Source organism: Pseudomonas sp. P9_2, assembly GCF_034008255.1.
GTDB classification, from domain to species: Bacteria; Pseudomonadota; Gammaproteobacteria; order Pseudomonadales; family Pseudomonadaceae; genus Aquipseudomonas; species Aquipseudomonas synxantha_A.
This window is the reverse complement of sequence record NZ_CP125376.1, coordinates 1345128-1361248: the sequence shown is the minus strand read 5'-3', so window position 1 is coordinate 1361248 and position 16121 is coordinate 1345128. Positions and strand designations below refer to the sequence as shown.

The 16121-nt window shown below is 61.6% G+C and carries 12 protein-coding genes; 5 read left to right on the top strand and 7 right to left on the bottom strand.

What is annotated here, in order from left to right; translation table 11 throughout:
- Positions 1-50: 50 nt before the first annotated feature.
- Positions 51-1211: an AAA family ATPase gene (locus QMK52_RS05915; RefSeq protein WP_320403917.1), complete on the bottom strand. Its 1161-nt coding sequence runs from the start codon at positions 1209-1211 to the stop codon at positions 51-53.
- A 120-nt stretch (positions 1212-1331) separates the two neighbouring features.
- On the opposite strand from QMK52_RS05915, the gene QMK52_RS05910 reads away from it, so the two are divergent.
- The 4 genes from QMK52_RS05910 (at position 1332) to QMK52_RS05895 (ending at position 8897) form a co-directional block, all read left to right on the top strand.
- Positions 1332-2414, top strand: coding sequence for an efflux RND transporter periplasmic adaptor subunit (locus QMK52_RS05910; protein ID WP_320403916.1), 1083 nt, complete (start codon positions 1332-1334; stop codon positions 2412-2414).
- On the top strand, positions 2411-3481 hold the full coding sequence (locus QMK52_RS05905) for an efflux RND transporter periplasmic adaptor subunit (protein WP_320403915.1): 1071 nt from the start codon (positions 2411-2413) through the stop codon (positions 3479-3481). Before QMK52_RS05910 ends, QMK52_RS05905 begins: the two co-directional genes overlap by 4 nt.
- Entirely contained in the window at positions 3478-6543 is a 3066-nt protein-coding gene (locus QMK52_RS05900; protein WP_320403914.1) for an efflux RND transporter permease subunit, read from the top strand. The genes QMK52_RS05905 and QMK52_RS05900 overlap by 4 nt, the downstream gene beginning before the upstream one ends.
- 164 nt (positions 6544-6707) lie before the next feature.
- Positions 6708-8897 carry a glycoside hydrolase gene (locus QMK52_RS05895; RefSeq protein ID WP_320403913.1) on the top strand — a complete coding sequence of 730 codons (2190 nt, stop codon included), beginning with the start codon at positions 6708-6710 and terminating at the stop codon, positions 8895-8897.
- A 109-nt stretch (positions 8898-9006) separates the two neighbouring features.
- On the opposite strand, the gene QMK52_RS05890 is transcribed toward QMK52_RS05895, so the two are convergent.
- Positions 9007-9633 (bottom strand): class I SAM-dependent methyltransferase, encoded by a 627-nt coding sequence (locus tag QMK52_RS05890; RefSeq protein WP_320403912.1) that lies wholly within the window; start codon positions 9631-9633, stop codon positions 9007-9009.
- 179 nt (positions 9634-9812) lie between these two features.
- Between QMK52_RS05890 and QMK52_RS05885 the strand changes: the two genes are divergently transcribed.
- A complete protein-coding gene (locus QMK52_RS05885; protein WP_005783776.1) occupies positions 9813-10916 on the top strand; it encodes a hypothetical protein in 1104 nt (367 codons plus the stop codon).
- 2 nt (positions 10917-10918) lie between these two features.
- On the opposite strand, the gene QMK52_RS05880 is transcribed toward QMK52_RS05885, so the two are convergent.
- From QMK52_RS05880 to QMK52_RS05860, 5 genes are all read right to left on the bottom strand, one after another.
- Positions 10919-11563, bottom strand: coding sequence for a methionine ABC transporter permease (locus QMK52_RS05880; RefSeq protein ID WP_003187635.1), 645 nt, complete (start codon positions 11561-11563; stop codon positions 10919-10921).
- Entirely contained in the window at positions 11553-12668 is a 1116-nt protein-coding gene (locus QMK52_RS05875) for a methionine ABC transporter ATP-binding protein (RefSeq protein ID WP_320403911.1), read from the bottom strand. Before QMK52_RS05875 ends, QMK52_RS05880 begins: the two co-directional genes overlap by 11 nt.
- Positions 12665-13480 carry a MetQ/NlpA family ABC transporter substrate-binding protein gene (locus QMK52_RS05870; protein WP_320403910.1) on the bottom strand — a complete coding sequence of 272 codons (816 nt, stop codon included), beginning with the start codon at positions 13478-13480 and terminating at the stop codon, positions 12665-12667. The genes QMK52_RS05875 and QMK52_RS05870 overlap by 4 nt, the downstream gene beginning before the upstream one ends.
- An 82-nt stretch (positions 13481-13562) precedes the next feature.
- Entirely contained in the window at positions 13563-14915 is a 1353-nt protein-coding gene (locus QMK52_RS05865) for an LLM class flavin-dependent oxidoreductase (protein WP_005783782.1), read from the bottom strand.
- Positions 14915-16108, bottom strand: a complete 1194-nt coding sequence (locus QMK52_RS05860) for an SfnB family sulfur acquisition oxidoreductase (protein ID WP_005783783.1) — start codon at positions 16106-16108, stop codon at positions 14915-14917. Before QMK52_RS05860 ends, QMK52_RS05865 begins: the two co-directional genes overlap by 1 nt.
- Positions 16109-16121: the final 13 nt, after the last annotated feature.

Sequence of the window (16121 nt, the reverse complement as noted above, 5' to 3'; positions counted from 1 at the left end):
CACCGGCCTCATCGGGGGCTTGCTCCCGATGAGGCCGGTACAGTCACCACCTACTCCGGCCAATGCCAGGCCGGCCCATCCAGAATCCCTTGCCCCACGATCCGCGTTTCCCCCAACACCTTCTCCAGCACAATCGAATTGCACCCCTCATCCTGCTGCAACGCCGCAATCAAGCGGCTGGCATGGGACACCACCCACACCTGACATTGCTTCGACGCCTGGATAATCAAGCGCGCCAATGCCGGCAACAGGTCCGGGTGCAGGCTGGTCTCAGGTTCGTTCAGCACCATCATGGTTGGCGGCCGTGGCGTCAGCAGTGCGGCGATCAGCAACAAGTAGCGCAAGGTCCCGTCCGACAGCTCCGCCGCCGACAACGGCCGCAGCAAGCCTTCCTGATAGAACTCAATGGCAAAGCGTCCGCCTTGCAACGGTTCAATGTTCAGGCGCGCACCCGGGAATGCATCGCTGACTGCACGTTGCAACGCCTCGGGGTCGCCGATCTCGCGGATGGTCTGCAACGCGGCCGCCAGATCGCGGCCATCGTGATGCAACACCGGCGTACGCGTGCCCAACTGGGGCTGGCGCACTGGCGCGTCCACGTCGCTGCGAAAGTGATCATAAAAGCGCCAGCCACGAATGCTTTCACGCAACAGCAGCACTTCCGGCGAGCCGCGCAGGCTGCCGACCTGATCGAACAGGCTGTGGTAGTTGGGTGTGTGCTGCGCCAGTACATCCCAGGCACGGCCTTCGCGGGCACGCACCATGGCACCTGAGCGCTGCACCAACAGGCTGGCCGGGCGGTAGATGTGGCCGGCCCAGATGCATTCCTTCTTCACTTCGGGGTCGAGGCTGAAGAACGACGAGGTTTTTTCCGGCAATCCCAGAGAGATTGCGTAGCTGAAATCTTCGGCGGCAAACCCCAGGCGCAGGCGTTTGACGCCTTGGCGCACATTGGATTCGATCGGTACTTCACCAGTGCGCATACGCCGGCTGATGGTTTCCGGCCCGGCCCAGAAGGTCGAGTCCAGCCCGCCTTCACGGGCCAGGGCATTGATCACTCCGCCCTGGGCGGTTTCTGCCAGCAGGCGCAGGGCCCGGTACAAGTTGGACTTGCCGCTGCCATTGGGCCCGGTGATCAGGTTCAAGCGGTCCAGCGGCACTACCAATTTATTGATCGAGCGGTAATTGGCCACCGCGAGGGTTTTGAGCATATGCATTTAATCGGCTGGGGAACCATTGGAGTATGGGATCCTCCATGCAGATAAGGAACCCTGATCTAAGCTCACAGTCGCATACACACTTGTACCTTGCGTCACGCAAAAGGAGCCTGCATGGGCGGTCGCACTTCGACATTTATTTTCAGCCTTGGCCTCCTGGCGCTGCTGAGCGGCTGTGGCCAAGACAAAGCCGAGCCCAAGCAGCATTCACGGGTATTTGTGCAAACCGTGCAGCCGGCGGATTTTGCCGCGGCGGTCACGCTGACGGGCGATATCCAGGCGCGGGTGCAGACCGATTTGTCCTTTCGCGTGGGTGGCAAGATCATTCAGCGCATGGTGGACGTGGGCGACCGAGTAACGGCCAAGCAAGTACTGGCCAAGCTTGACCCCAAGGACCTGCAAACCAACGTCGATTCCGCCCAGGCCCAGGTTGTGGCCGAACAGGCGCGGGTCAAGCAGACCGCCGCCGCCTTCGTGCGCCAGGAAAAACTCTTGCCCAAGGGCTACACCAGTCGCAGCGAATACGACGCTGCTCAGGCCGCATTGCGCAGCAGCCAAAGTGCCCTGGCCGCCGCGCAGGCGCAATTGGCCAACGCCCGTGAGCAACTTGGCTACACGGCGCTGGTCGCCGATGCACCGGGGATCATCACGGCGCGCCAGGCCGAAGTCGGCCAAGTGGTACAAGCCACCGTACCGATCTTCAGCCTGGCCCGTGATGGCGAACGTGACGCGGTGTTCAATGTGTATGAATCCCTGCTGGTGGAGCCGCCGCCGGATGCGCCGATTACCGTCAGCCTGCTGGACAACCCGAGCATCAAAGCCGTGGGCAAGGTGCGTGAAGTGACCCCGGCAGTGGCGGCCAATACCGGCACCATACAAGTGAAGATCGCCCTGCAAAACCTGCCTAAAGGCATGGAGCTGGGTTCGGTGGTGAGCGCCACCGCCAACGGCCCGGCCAAGGCCAGTATCGAATTACCCTGGGCGGCCTTGACCAAAGACCTTAGCGAGCCTGCCGTGTGGCTGGTGGATGCAGACGGCAAGGCGCAGCTGCACAAGGTCAAGGTGGCCCGTTACCTCACCGGCAAGGTGATTATTGGCGAGGGCCTTGAAGGCGGCGAAAAAGTCGTAGTGGCCGGTGGGCAATTGCTGCACCCCGGCATGGTGGTCGAGATCGCCCAGCAAGGAGCCCAGCCATGAAGCAACTGACGGTTATCGTCGTCGCCAGCCTGTTGCTGATGGCTTGCTCCAAGGAAGAGGCGCCGCCTGAGCCGGTGCGCCCGGTGTTGTCCATGCAAGTGAAGGCTGAAGATCAGGAAAACCTCGGCCGCTTCGCCGGCACTATCCAGGCCCGCTACGAAAGCAACTTGGGTTTCCGGGTGTCGGGCCGCATCGCCCGTCGCGCCGTCGACGTGGGCGCCGAGGTGGAGAAGGGGGCCTTGCTTGCCGTGCTCGACCCCACCGACCAGCAAAACCAACTGCGTGCCGCCCAGGGCGACCTCGCCCGCGTGCAGGCACAGTTCATCAATGCCCAGGCCAATGCCCGTCGCCAGCAGGAGCTGTTCAACCGGGGCGTCGGCGCCCAGGCTCAGTTGGATGTGGCGCAGACTGACCTGAAAACCACCCAGGCCACCCTTGATCAGGCCCGCGCCTCGGTCAATCAGGCCAAGGACCAACTCAATTACGCCGAACTGCACACCGACCACGCCGGTATCGTCACCGCCTGGAATGCCGAGGCTGGCCAGGTAGTCAGCGCGGGGCAGCAGGTGGTGACCCTGGCCCGCCCGGACATCAAGGAGGCGGTGATCGACCTCCCTGCCGGCCTGGCCGAGCGTCTGCCGACGGATGTGGTGTTTCTGGTCGCCGGGCAACTGGACCCCAGCGTGCATACCACCGCCATCGTGCGCGAGATCGAACCCCAGGCCCAAAGCGCCACGCGCACCCGCCGCGCACGCCTGAGCCTGACCGACACCCCCGCCGCGTTCCGCCTGGGCACCGCCATCAGCGTGACCTTGAGCAGCGCCATTACGCCGCGTATCGAATTGCCCTTGAGCGCCTTGCAGGAAGTTGACGGCAAGACGCGCATCTGGCTGCTTGATACCCAGAGCCAGACCGTGCAGCCACGCGACGTCAGTGTGGTCAGCCGGGATGCTGACAGCGCCTTGGTCAATGGCGGCATCAAAGCCGGTGAACGCATCGTCACCGCCGGCGTGAACAGCCTGAAACCCGGGCAAAAAGTCAAAATCGACGAGGACAGCCCACGATGAAAGGGAGCTTCAACTTATCCGACTGGGCCCTCAAGCATCAGTCCTTCGTCTGGTACCTGATGTTCGTCGCGCTGCTGATGGGCGTGTTCTCGTATATGAACCTGGGCCGCGAGGAAGACCCCTCGTTCACCATCAAGACCATGGTGATCCAGACCCGCTGGCCGGGCGCTACCCAGGAGGAAACCCTCAAGCAGGTCACCGATCGCATCGAGAAAAAACTCGAAGAACTCGACTCCCTCGACTACGTGAAAAGTTATACGCGACCGGGTGAGTCCACGGTGTTCGTGTTCCTCAAGGACACCACCAGCGCCAAGGCCATTCCGGAGATCTGGTACCAGGTTCGCAAGAAGATCGATGATATTCGCGGCACCTTCCCCCAGGGTTTGCAGGGGCCGTCGTTCAACGATGAGTTCGGTGATGTGTTCGGCTCGGTGTACGCCTTTACTGGCGACGGCTTGTCGATGCGCCAGTTGCGCGACTACGTGGAGCAGGTGCGCGCCGAAATCCGCTCGGTGCCGGGGCTGGGCAAGGTCGAGATGATCGGCCAGCAGGACGAAGTGATTTACCTGAACTTCTCCACGCGCAAACTGGCGGCATTGGGCATTGACCAACGCCAGGTCGTGCAAAGCCTGCAATCGCAGAATGCGGTAACGCCTGCCGGGGTGATCGAGGCCGGGCCGGAGCGGATTTCGGTACGCACCTCCGGGCAGTTCGCTTCGGAGAAAGACCTGGCCAACGTCAACCTGCGCCTCAATGACCGCTTCTATCGGCTGGCGGATATCGCCGACATCAGTCGCGGTTACGTCGACCCGGCGCGGCCGATGTTCCGCTTCAATGGCAAGCCGGCGATTGGCTTGGCGATCGCCATGCAAAAGGGCGGCAATATCCAGTCGTTCGGCAAGGCGCTGCACGGGCGCATGGATGAGCTGACTGCCGACCTGCCGGTGGGCGTCGGTGTGCACAAGGTGTCTGACCAGGCCGAAGTGGTGGAAGAGGCCGTCGGCGGCTTTACCAGCGCGTTGTTCGAAGCCGTGATCATCGTGCTAGTGGTGAGCTTTATCAGCCTCGGTATGCGCGCCGGGCTGGTGGTGGCGTGCTCGATTCCGCTGGTGCTGGCGCTGGTGTTCGTGTTCATGGAATACAGCGGCATCACCATGCAGCGGGTGTCGTTGGGTGCGTTGATCATCGCCCTCGGCCTGTTGGTGGATGATGCGATGATCACCGTGGAGATGATGATCACGCGCCTGGAAAAAGGCGAAACCAAGGAACAGGCCGCCACCTACGCCTACACCTCAACAGCGTTCCCGATGCTCACCGGTACGCTGGTGACCGTGGCCGGTTTCGTGCCGATTGGCCTCAATGCCAGCTCGGCGGGCGAGTACACCTTTACTCTGTTCGCGGTGATCGCCGTGGCGATGCTGGTGTCGTGGGTGGTGGCGGTACTGTTTGCGCCGGTGATCGGTGTGCATATTCTCAGCGCCAATGTGAAACCGCATAACGCCGAGCCTGGGCGCATCGGCCGCGCGTTCAATGGCGGTATGCTCTGGGCCATGCGCAACCGCTGGTGGGCCATCGGTATCACCGTGGCGCTGTTTGTGGCCTCGGTGTTTTCCATGCAGTTTGTGCAGAACCAGTTTTTCCCGTCATCGGATCGCCCGGAAATCCTGGTTGATCTGAACCTGCCGCAGAACGCCTCGATCAACGAGACGCGCAAGGCGGTTGACCGCCTCGAAGCGATCATCAAGGACGACCCGGACATCGCTCGCTGGAGCACCTACATCGGCCAGGGCGCGATCCGCTTCTACTTGCCGTTGGACCAACAACTGGAGAACCCGTACTACGCGCAGTTGGTGATCGTCAGCAAGGGCCTGGAAGAGCGCAGCGCCTTGATTGCGCGATTGCAGAAACGCCTGCGCGATGATTTTGTCGGTATCGGCAGCTATGTGCAGCCGCTGGAAATGGGCCCGCCGGTTGGGCGGCCGATTCAGTACCGCGTCTCCGGTAAAGACACCGACCAGGTGCGCAAGCACGCCATCGAACTGGCGACCTTGCTGGACCAGAACACCCACTTGGGCGAGATCATCTACGACTGGAACGAGCCGGGCAAAGTGCTACGCGTCGACATCGCCCAGGACAAGGCGCGGCAACTGGGGCTGTCGTCGGAAGACGTGGCGCAGTTGATGAACAGCGTGGTCAGCGGCGCGGCGGTGACTCAGGTGCACGACGATATCTACCTGATCAACGTGGTCGGTCGCGCCGAAGATGCCGAGCGCGGCACGCCGGAAACCTTGCAGAACCTGCAGATCGTTACGCCCAACGGCACCTCGATCCCGTTGCTCGCGTTTGCCACGGTGCGTTACGAGTTGGAGCAGCCGCTGGTGTGGCGTCGTGACCGCAAGCCGACGATTACCATCAAGGCCGCGGTGCGCGACGAGATGCAGCCGACCGACCTGGTCAAGCAACTGGCGCCGACCATCCAGAAATTCAGTGACGGCCTGCCGGCGGGCTACAAAGTCGCCACCGGCGGCACCGTGGAAGAAAGCGGCAAGGCCCAGGGCCCGATTGCCAGTGTGGTGCCGTTGATGCTGTTCCTGATGGCCACGTTCCTGATGATCCAGTTGCACAGCGTGCAGAAAATGTTCCTGGTGGCCAGCGTTGCACCGTTGGGGCTGATCGGCGTGGTGCTGGCGTTGATCCCCACCGGTACGCCGATGGGGTTTGTGGCGATCCTGGGGATCCTGGCGCTGATCGGCATCATCATCCGCAACTCGGTGATTCTGGTCACACAGATTCATGAGTATGAAGTGGCGGGCTATACGCCGTGGGATGCGGTGGTGGAAGCGACCGAACACCGGCGTCGGCCGATTCTGCTTACGGCGGCAGCCGCGAGCCTGGGCATGATCCCGATTGCCCGGGAAGTGTTCTGGGGGCCGATGGCCTACGCGATGATCGGCGGGATTATCATCGCCACGTTGCTGACGCTTTTGTTCCTGCCGGCGCTGTATGTGGCCTGGTACAAAATCCGCGAACCCAAACAAGAGCATCAGGAACGACGCGGTTAAAAATGTGGGAGGGAGCAAGTCGAATCGTCGCACCGCCCCTCCCACATTTGGATCTTCATCTCGCTTGAGGCTGTGGGAAGCTTCCGAAAGATCCACTTGTTGCCCCGGCCACTGTCTGCATGTTTTACCCTCTCGACCTAACTTCTCCGTCCAGGTCGATTCCCATGCAGTGCCTGCGCCTCATCTTTGTGCTCTGTGCGCTTGTTCTTGCGCCCTCAGTCTTTGCCTCCACCGTGCTGGAAAACGCCCTGTGGCGCGTTGACCTCGACCCTGCAACCCTGGCGCTGCGTGTCACGCCAGCGGGGGAGGCCCCGGTACAAGCCTCCAGCGGTGTCGCCGCGCACGCTGTCAGTGCGTTGCAAGCTGATGCCGCACAGGTCTCCTGGCAATGGGATAGCGGCGCCTACCGCCTGACGGCCCGGCTTGAACAGCGCGAACTGTCCCTGTCTATCAGTGCTCGCGAGCCGGGTGAATTGGCCCTGCTGCGCCAGCCGGCCACGGCCATGGGCCAGGCGCTGATCTGGCCGTTGGCTGAAGGGCATTATGTGCCCTTTGATAACCCCGTGTGGAAGGCGTTCCTGCTTGAGCACGGCGAAGTCAATACCACCCAGGACCTGAGCTTGCCCTTGTGGGGCCTGGATCACGGGCGCTTCACGCTTAACTGGCTGCTGACCAACCCCTACAACAATCGCCTTGAATGGCAAGCGGACGGTCAGGGCATGGCGTTGTCAGCGGCCCATGAATTCACCACCCTTGCCCCCGACGCACCGATGACGCTGCGCCTGTACCTGGGCGATGCCGACCCATTGGCCGGCGCCAAGCGTTATCGCCAATGGTTGGTGGAGCAGGGCCGTTACGAGCCGCTGGCGGACAAGCTGCGGCAAACCCCTGAGGCGGTAAAATTGCTCGGTGCCAGTCACGTTTATCTCTGGGGCAACGGCTTGCTGACGCGGGATGATGTCCGTGATTGGCCAACGTTGATCAAACGGCTGCGCACCCATGAGCTTGGCAGGCTGTTGGACAAAGAGTCTGCGAAGGTGCTCGCACAGACAACCGCATTGAATCGTTATGAGCAAGCCGTGCTGCTGCGTGGTCTCAATGCGGCCATCAATCAGAAGGCCCGGCAAGCCTGGCAAGTGGAAGAGCCTGACATGAGTCGCCTTGCCACTCGCTACGGCGAGTTGCGTAGCGAGCTGGCCGTGGATTTTGCCTCAGCCTTGAGTGATCGCCCCGAAACCTGGGGGCATTCGACTATCCAAGCCTTGCGTGACGCGGGGCTCTCGCGTCTGCTGTTGACCCTGGGTGATGGCTGGGAAGGCGGGCTCTGGCATCCCGAAAAGATTCGCGCAGGCGTGGATGCCGGGTACCTGATGGCGCCTTACGATTCGTATGAAACGGCGCTGTCGGCCAGCGAAAATCCGGATTGGGCCACCGCCCACCTGGGCGGCAAGGCGTACCGCGACTGCGCAATCATATTGAAGAACGGCCAGCCGAAAACCGGCTTCCAGCAATCGGGCCACTACACTGACCCGCGCTGTGTGCGACCGTTGCTGGAAGCACGGGTAAAAGCGGTGCAGGCCGCAGCGGGTTTCAATGCCTGGTTCCTCGATGCGTACGCCACCAGCATGGTCTTCGACAGCTACCGCGACGGCGCCTCCATGAGTCAGGCGCAGAATGCCCAGGGCAATATCGACGCCTCGCGCTGGCTCAACACTTCGCTGAAACTGCCCGCAGGTTCCGAAGACGGCAACGCCATCACCGCTCAGGGCATTCTGTTTGCCCACGGTATGCAAACACCGGTCATCGGCTGGGGTGACCGGGACATGACCCGCGACCGGCAGTCGCCCTATTACGTCGGCAACTGGTACCCGGCGGAACAGCCGGCGGTGTTCTTCAAGCCTGTGCCGTTGAAAGCGTCACTGCGCACGGTGTATTTCGACCCGACGACGCGGCTGCCGTTGTATCAGGCGGTTTTCCATGGTTCGGTGATCACCACCCATCACTGGTTGTTCGACAACCTCAAGCTGAGCAATGTACGGGCTGAAAATGAACTGGCCCAACTGCTCTACAACGTACCGCCGCTGTATCACCTGAGCGCGGCGACACTCAAGGACAGGCTGCCGGTGATTCAGCGCCAGGACCGGTTCTTTCGGCCGCTGCATCAACGGTTGGGGACTCAGGCGATGACTGAGTTTCGCTGGCTGACGGTGGACAAACTGTTGCAGCAGACGACGTTTGCCGATGGGACGCGGTTGGTGGCGAATTTTTCGGACGCGCAGAAAGATGGGTATGCCGGGCGCAGTGTGACGGCGCTGGTGGAGGGGGAGGAGCCGGTGGTGTATCAGGTGAAATAACGCTGCCCGTTACGGCGCCATCGCGGGCAAGCCCGGCTCCCACAGTGAAATGCATTCCGAATGTGGGAGCTGGCTTGCCTGCGATGAGGCCGGTACAGGCGATGCGGCACTAAATTTTACGCCACACACTCGCCAACCAAGGCTGCTGTTCCCGCGGCAACCCGGCCGGCCGGTAGTAGTGCTCCAGCTCTTCAAATCCGGCCTCGGTCAGCAAGCCCCGCCACGCCTCCAGGTCGTGATAAGAGCCATACCGCGGCCCATTCCAACCCTCCTGGTTCTCACCCCGTGGGTTGGAGCTGAACAGCACGCCCCCAGGCTTCAACGCACCATGCAGCTCTTTGAGCACCCGCGGCAGTTCCTGCTTGGGAATATGAAACAGCACCGCATTGGCAAACACCCCATCGAAGCGCGCGGCGGGCAGGTCCAGCTTGAGAAAGTCCTGCTGCATCACTTCACAACCACTGTCCTCCCGGGCCATCTGAGCGAAACGCTCGGAGCCATCCAGCCCCACGGCTATATGCCCCATGCGCGTAAAAGTCTGCAAATCCCGCCCCGGCCCACAGCCGAAATCCAGCACGGTAAACGGCGCGGGGCCCTGGATATGCCGCAGCAGCGCGTCGATGTTCTGGCTCACATCGTGATCGCGTGTGCCTTCACGAAAGTCTTCGGCCACCTTGTTGTAATGGCCCAGGGTGGTGGAGGTGATCTGGTTGAGGTCGTCGGGGGCGAGTTTCATGGCGTGGCGCACTGCTGCGGTTGAGGTCGTTGGACTATACCCCAGGACGCGTCCGATGCAGTTGAAAGACGTTTGCCTGCTGTAGGACGGTTCGCGGTGTTTGTGCTGTCAGCATCTGACATACCGCACGGCAGGATTCTGGTTAACATCGGGCTTTACTTGAAGAGGCTTGTACATCCATGGAACCGGAAAAACGTCCAACCACTGGTGAAAAAACCACTCGTAACAAAGTCGACCAATACGCCACGAAACTCAGCAGCGGCCTGTTCTGGCTCAATGAACGCGCCTGGCCGCTGACGGTGGGGATCCTGTCGGTGGCAGGCTTGTATTTGTACCAGTACATCCAGGTGGAAAAAGTACCCCTGAGTATTTTGTCGGCCGCCGCATTCACTGCGCTGCCGGCGATGTTCGCCATGCTGGTGTTTGTGATCGGCATGATGGGCGCGTCGATCCTAGTGCCCACGTTCATCTTGTTCACACGCCTGAACGGCACGGGTGTGCGCCTGAGTGATCAGCTCAATCTCAGCCCGGCATCGCCGCAGGTGACGGCGCAACATCGCCGTTTGTTGCTGCACTGGGCCGCCAGTCTGGTCGTCATGGGTATCTTTTGGATGTCCGCTGTTTACCTGTCCGTGAATGCCCAGAGCGGGCCTCTACTGACCATCAGCTGGATAGTGGCGGTCGTGCTGGCGGTTGTAGTCTACGTTGGCATCATCCTTCGCGCCCGTCCCGCCCATATTGCACTGCGTGACCTGTCCGGCGAATTCTGGCTGGCCAGTGTCGGTGCAGGTGCCGTTCAAATGCTGGTAATCCTCATGGTGACGGTGCCGGTCTCCCGGGCCTTTCGCGAGTATTCCGACAGTGCGGTGCTTTTTGCGCCGTTCATGTTTGCCGAACTGGTGGTGCTGTTCCTGGTCCAGGGATGTGCCGCTTGTCTTGTGGTGTGCATGAGGGATCATAAAAACCCGGTGGCATTCGCCTCAATGGCGGCCTTTGCGCTCATCGTCTTCCTCGGGCTGATCCCGGCAAGCGGGTCGAAGCTGGGTGGGTTGCCATTGCAAGGCTCCGCCTCCGGAGGGCGCGTGTGTACGCTGATGACCTGGTCGGACGACGCCAAGGTTCTTCGCGTGCTGGTAGACGCCGACAACCCGCAGCGCAGCGTGAAACTGAGGGTAATGGCAGACTCGGACGGCAGCTACATCGTGCGCCCCTGGCAGGCCAAGGAAAAAACCGTCAGCTTCGTGCCCCATGCCAGCGTCGCGCAGTTGGACGAATGCCCGTGAGTTCAGCGTTTGTTCAATACCCGCGCCAAGCGATCCCCACTCAGTTGAATTACCGCCACCAGCACCACCAACAACACAATCACCGTCAGCATGATCTGGGTGTCAAAGCGCTGATAGCCATAGCGGTAGGCAATGTCGCCCAGGCCACCGGCGCCAATCGCCCCGGCCATGGCCGATGAGTTGATCATGGTGACCAGCGTGATGGTGAACCCGCCGACGATCCCCGGCAGGGCTTCCGGCAGCAGCACATGCCAGATGATGTGCCAGCGCCGGCAACCCATGGCCTGTGCAGCTTCGATCAGGCCATGATCGACCTCGCGCAGGCTGACTTCGGCAATGCGCGCAAAGAACGGTGTGGCGGCGATGGTCAGCGGCACCACGGCCGCCCATACGCCATAGGTGGTGCCGACGATCAGCCGAGTAAACGGGATCAACGCCACCATCAGGATCAGGAACGGAATGGAGCGGAACAAATTCACAAACGCCCCCAGCACGCGGTTAAGCGCCGGCGCCTGGTAGATACCGCCCTTGTCGCTGGTGACCAGGAACACCGCCAGCGGAATGCCCACCAGTAATGCAATCAGCGACGACACACCGACCATCAACAAGGTGTCGATAGCGCCCTGTACTAAACGATCAAACCACATAGCCCAGCACCTCCACCCGTTGTGCCCAATTGCCGGCGCGGTTACGCAGCTCTTCGGCATTGTGCGGCGAGCCATTCACCGCCAGCAGTAATTGCCCCAAAGCGTGCCCCTGGATACGTTCCACACCGCCTTGCAGCAAACGCACGCGGCCGCCGAGGGCGCTGAACAGTGCGGCCAGGTCCGGCTCATCGGTATCGCTGCCGGTGAACTGCAAGCGCAGCACCAGCGCCGCATCAGCCGAGGTTTGTGTCGGTTGCAGGCGGTTTTGCAATTCGGGCGGCAGGCCGTGTTGCAGCGGTGCGAGCAGGGTTTTGCTGACCTCATGCTGCGGGTTGCCGAACACTTGCCACACCGGGCCTTGCTCGACGATGCGCCCGTGTTCCAGCACCACCACGCGGTCGCAGATTTCGCGGATCACCGCCATCTCATGGGTGATCAATACGATGGTCAGGCCCAGGCGTTGGTTGATCTCACGCAGCAGGCCGAGGATCGACTGGGTGGTCTCCGGATCGAGGGCCGAGGTGGCCTCGTCGCACAGCAGAATCTCGGGGTCGTGCACCAGCGCGCGGGCGATGCCGACGCGCTGTTTCTGCCCTCCGGAAAGCTGCGCCGGATACGCCTTGTGTTTGTCTTGCAGACCTACCAGCTCCAGCAGTTCATGCACCTTACGCACGCGTTGTGCCTGGGTCACGCCGGCGACCTTGAGAGGCAGTTCGACGTTCTGCCACACGGTCTTGGCCGACATCAGGTTGAAGTGCTGGAAGATCATGCCGATGCGCCGGCGCAGCGCTACCAGGTGGTCTTCATCGAAGCCGCCGATGTCCACCTGATCGATCAGCACGCGCCCGCTGCTGGGTTGTTCCAGGCGGTTGATGGTGCGGATCAGCGATGACTTGCCGGCACCGCTGCGGCCGATGATGCCGAACACTTCGCCACGCTGGATCGCCAGGTCGATGCCTTGCAGGGCGTGCACGGTGCCGCCATAGGTTTTGCCCAGGTTGATAAAACGCACGTGGGCGCGATTGAGGTCTGGGTGCAGTTCAGTCTGCTCGGCGTCCCTGGGCGCACGGCCCAGGTCGCGCAATTGGGCGTTGGCGGCGGTCATTTTTTATCTTCCCAACCCACTTGATAGAGCTTGCCCAGGGATTTATCCAGGGCGGCACGTACCACCGGCGAGTGCTGGTAGATGTCGACGAACTTGATCACTCGTGGGTCGGTCTTGCTCTTGGGCTGAATCACGAACTGAATCACGTACTCCGGGTGGTCGAGGCCATCGAACAGCAGCGCCGATTCCGCATCGAAGGTCTTGGACAGGCGGATATACGCCGGGTAGCCCTGCACCAGGTCGGCATCGTCGTAGGCGCGTACCAGTTGCACGGCTTCCACCTGCAGGATCTTGAGCTTTTTGGGGTTGCTGACGATGTCTTCTTCGGTGGCCTTGTAGCCCACGCCCGGCTTGAGGGTAATCAACCCGGCCTTGGCCAGCAGTTGCAGGCCGCGCCCGCTGTTGATCGGGTCGTTGGCAATGGCCACGCTGGCGCCTTCGGGCAGGTCGTTGAAGCTTTTGTATTGCTTCGAATACAGGCCGACGTTGTTGATGATGCCCGGTGCGTAAGACACCAGGTCAAACCCGGCGGCGGCCTTGGCGTTTTCCAGGAAGGGAATGTGCTGGAAGTAGTTCACGTCGATATCGCCGGCGGCGAGGCTGACGTTGGGGGCGATCCAGTCGCTGAACTCGACCAGTTCGACTTTCAGGCCTTGTTTGCCGGCCTCTTCAACGGCCGCTTCCAGCGCAATGGCGAAGGCGGCGGTGGTGCCGATTTTCAGTGGTGGGTCGGCGGCGAAGACCGCTGTGCTGAATAAGCCGAAGGCCAGGGCCAGTGCTTTGACTGGGTGGGTGAGCAGGGTCTTTTTCATCATCAATTTCCAGTCATAAGGTATAGGCACAAACAATGGAGATCCAATGTGGGAGGGAGCAAGCCCCCTCCCACATTCCTGATCAGTGTCGGTAGCTGGAGCCGGTGTGTTGTTCGGGTAAGCGAGCGGTGCCGCGGAAAACTTTTTCCCGCAACGTGCCCTGCTCATAGGCGGTCTTGTACGACCCACGTCGTTGTAGTTCCGGTATCACCAGGTCAATGAAATCCACATAGCTCTCCGGCGTCACAATGCGCGTCAGGTTGAAACCATCCAGCCCGGTTTCGCTGATCCAGGATTCCAATTCGTCGGCAACCTGTTCAGGCGAGCCCACCAGGGTGATATAGCGTCCGCCCAGGGCGTGCTGTTCGAGCAATTTGCGCCGGGTCCAGTCGTTGTTTTGCAGGTTCTTGGTGGCCGACTGGATCGCGTTGCTCTTCACGTACTGGATCGGTTCGTCCAGTTCGTAGGCAGAAAAATCAATCGCCGTGGACGCCGAAAAGTGCGCCACGCCGGCTTCCGCACTGGCATAGCTCAGGTACTCGGCGTGCTTGGCCCATGCAAGCTCTTCGGTGGCGCCCACGATCACATTGAGGCCCATGAACACCTTGATGTCATCCGGGTTGCGCCCAGCCTCCACGGCGCTGGCGCGCACCTTGTCCACCTGTAGCCTGGTCGCGGCCTTGTTCTGCCCGCTGATGAACACGCACTCGGCGTGGCGCCCGGCGAACAGCAGCCCGCGCTCGGAACTGCCGGCCTGGAACAGCACTGGCGTACGCTGCGGCGATGGCTCGCACAGGTGATAACCCTCTACCTGATAAAACTCGCCGTGGTGCTCCACCTTGTGCACCTTGCCCGGTTGCGCATACACCCGCGTTTGCGGGTCGTTGAGCACCGCGTCGTCTTCCCAGCTGCCTTCCCAGAGTTTGTACAACACCTCCAGGTATTCATCGGCCTGGTCGTAGCGCCGGTCATGTTCGACCTGTTCGGTGAGGCCCATGGCCTTGGCGGCGCTGTCGAGGTAGCCGGTGACGATGTTCCAGCCGACGCGGCCACGGCTCAGGTGGTCGAGCGTGGACATGCGTCGGGCGAACAGATAGGGCGGCTCGTAGGTCAGGTTGGCGGTAAGGCCGAAGCCAAGGTGCCGGGTAACGGCGGCCATGGCCGAGACCAGCAGCAACGGGTCGTTGACCGGTAGTTGGATGGACTCCTTGAGCGGCACGTCTATCGAGTTCTGGTACACGTCATAGACGCCGACGATATCGGCGATAAACAAACCATCGAACAACCCGCGCTCAAGAATCTGCGCCAGTTCGGTCCAGTATTCGAGGCTCTTGTACTCGGTCGAGTTGTCCCGTGGGTGAGTCCACAAACCGTGGTTGATATGCCCGATGCAGTTCATGTTGAAGGCATTGAGCAGGATCTTTTTCTTGCTCATCAGATGGTCCCCCGCAGCGGCGGGTTTTCATCGTTGAGGTAATAGTTGCCTACCGCATGGTATTTCCAGCGCACCGGATCATGCAGGGTGTGCACCCGGGCATTGCGCCAATGGCGGTCCAGGCCATGCTCGGCCAAAGTCGCCTGGCTGCCGGCCAGTTCGAACAAGGTACTGCCCGCCGCGAGGGAAATCTCGGTGCTCAGGGCGCGCACTTCGGCCACGGCGATGGACGCGGCGGCGACGGTCTGGGCATTGCTGTCTGCCTGGGCGCGGTCGAGGAATTCGCCGGAGCGCTCCAGCAACGCCTCGGCGGCGTGCAAGCGAATGCTCAGGTGGCCGAAGCTCTTTAGAGTCAGCGGGTCTTCGGTGGCCTTGTCGTTGCCGGAATCGATCCACGGGCGGGTCTTGGTGCGCACAAAATGCAACGCATCTTCAAAGGCTGCGCGGGCGATGCCGGTGTCGATGGCGGCGTGAAGGATCTGCGCCAAAGGCCCCACGGTGGTCGGGCGTTCGAAGGCGCTCTGGAATGGGATCACGTCCTGCGCTGCGACCCACACGTTATCGAACACCACCGAGCCGCTGCCGGTGGTGCGCTGGCCGAAGCCGCTCCAGTCGTCGATGACCGTCAGGCCCTCGCTGTCACGGGGTACGAACGCCAGTTGCTGGATGCCGTTTTCATCCACCACCGAGGTGGGAATGCGTTGGGCATAGATCGCGCCGGTGGCGTAGAACTTGCGCCCGTTGATGCGAAAACCGTCGCCGTCGCGGGTGAGGCTGGTCACGCGGTCATGGGCGGTCTTGGTGCCCAGTTCCGCCAACGCGTTACCAAAGCGCTGGCCGGCGAGCACCTCGGCGTACAGGCGCTTTTGCTGCTCGGGGTTGCCGTTTACGCGCAGCACTTCAAGGGCATAAAAATGATTTTGCGGGATCTGACCCAAGGAGCCATCGGCCTGGGAAATCAGTGCAATCACCTTGGCCAGGGTGACGTTGGACACGCCCGCGCCACCGAATGCCTTAGGCACCGTGATACCCCACAGGCCGGAGCGCGAGAACACGTCCAGCTCGGGCCACGGCAGGCGGCGTTCGCGGTCGCGCTGGGCGCTGTCGCGGCGCAAATCTTCAGCGAGGTCGCTGGCGACAATAAGGGCTTGCTCATCGCTGGTGATAACCGCGACGTGGTGAGAAAGGGTCATGAGTTTCTCCAGA

What these genes read in the sequence shown, in the direction of transcription:
- QMK52_RS05915 (WP_320403917.1), bottom strand. Translation starts at nt 1,211, where the DNA reads ATGCTCAAAACCCTCGCGGTGGCCAATTACCGCTCGATCAATAAATTG.
- QMK52_RS05910 (WP_320403916.1), top strand. Translation starts at nt 1,332, where the DNA reads ATGGGCGGTCGCACTTCGACATTTATTTTCAGCCTTGGCCTCCTGGCG.
- QMK52_RS05905 (WP_320403915.1), top strand. Translation starts at nt 2,411, where the DNA reads ATGAAGCAACTGACGGTTATCGTCGTCGCCAGCCTGTTGCTGATGGCT.
- QMK52_RS05900 (WP_320403914.1), top strand. Translation starts at nt 3,478, where the DNA reads ATGAAAGGGAGCTTCAACTTATCCGACTGGGCCCTCAAGCATCAGTCC.
- QMK52_RS05895 (WP_320403913.1), top strand. Translation starts at nt 6,708, where the DNA reads ATGCAGTGCCTGCGCCTCATCTTTGTGCTCTGTGCGCTTGTTCTTGCG.
- QMK52_RS05890 (WP_320403912.1), bottom strand. Translation starts at nt 9,633, where the DNA reads ATGAAACTCGCCCCCGACGACCTCAACCAGATCACCTCCACCACCCTG.
- QMK52_RS05885 (WP_005783776.1), top strand. Translation starts at nt 9,813, where the DNA reads ATGGAACCGGAAAAACGTCCAACCACTGGTGAAAAAACCACTCGTAAC.
- QMK52_RS05880 (WP_003187635.1), bottom strand. Translation starts at nt 11,563, where the DNA reads ATGTGGTTTGATCGTTTAGTACAGGGCGCTATCGACACCTTGTTGATG.
- QMK52_RS05875 (WP_320403911.1), bottom strand. Translation starts at nt 12,668, where the DNA reads ATGACCGCCGCCAACGCCCAATTGCGCGACCTGGGCCGTGCGCCCAGG.
- QMK52_RS05870 (WP_320403910.1), bottom strand. Translation starts at nt 13,480, where the DNA reads ATGAAAAAGACCCTGCTCACCCACCCAGTCAAAGCACTGGCCCTGGCC.
- QMK52_RS05865 (WP_005783782.1), bottom strand. Translation starts at nt 14,915, where the DNA reads ATGAGCAAGAAAAAGATCCTGCTCAATGCCTTCAACATGAACTGCATC.
- QMK52_RS05860 (WP_005783783.1), bottom strand. Translation starts at nt 16,108, where the DNA reads ATGACCCTTTCTCACCACGTCGCGGTTATCACCAGCGATGAGCAAGCC.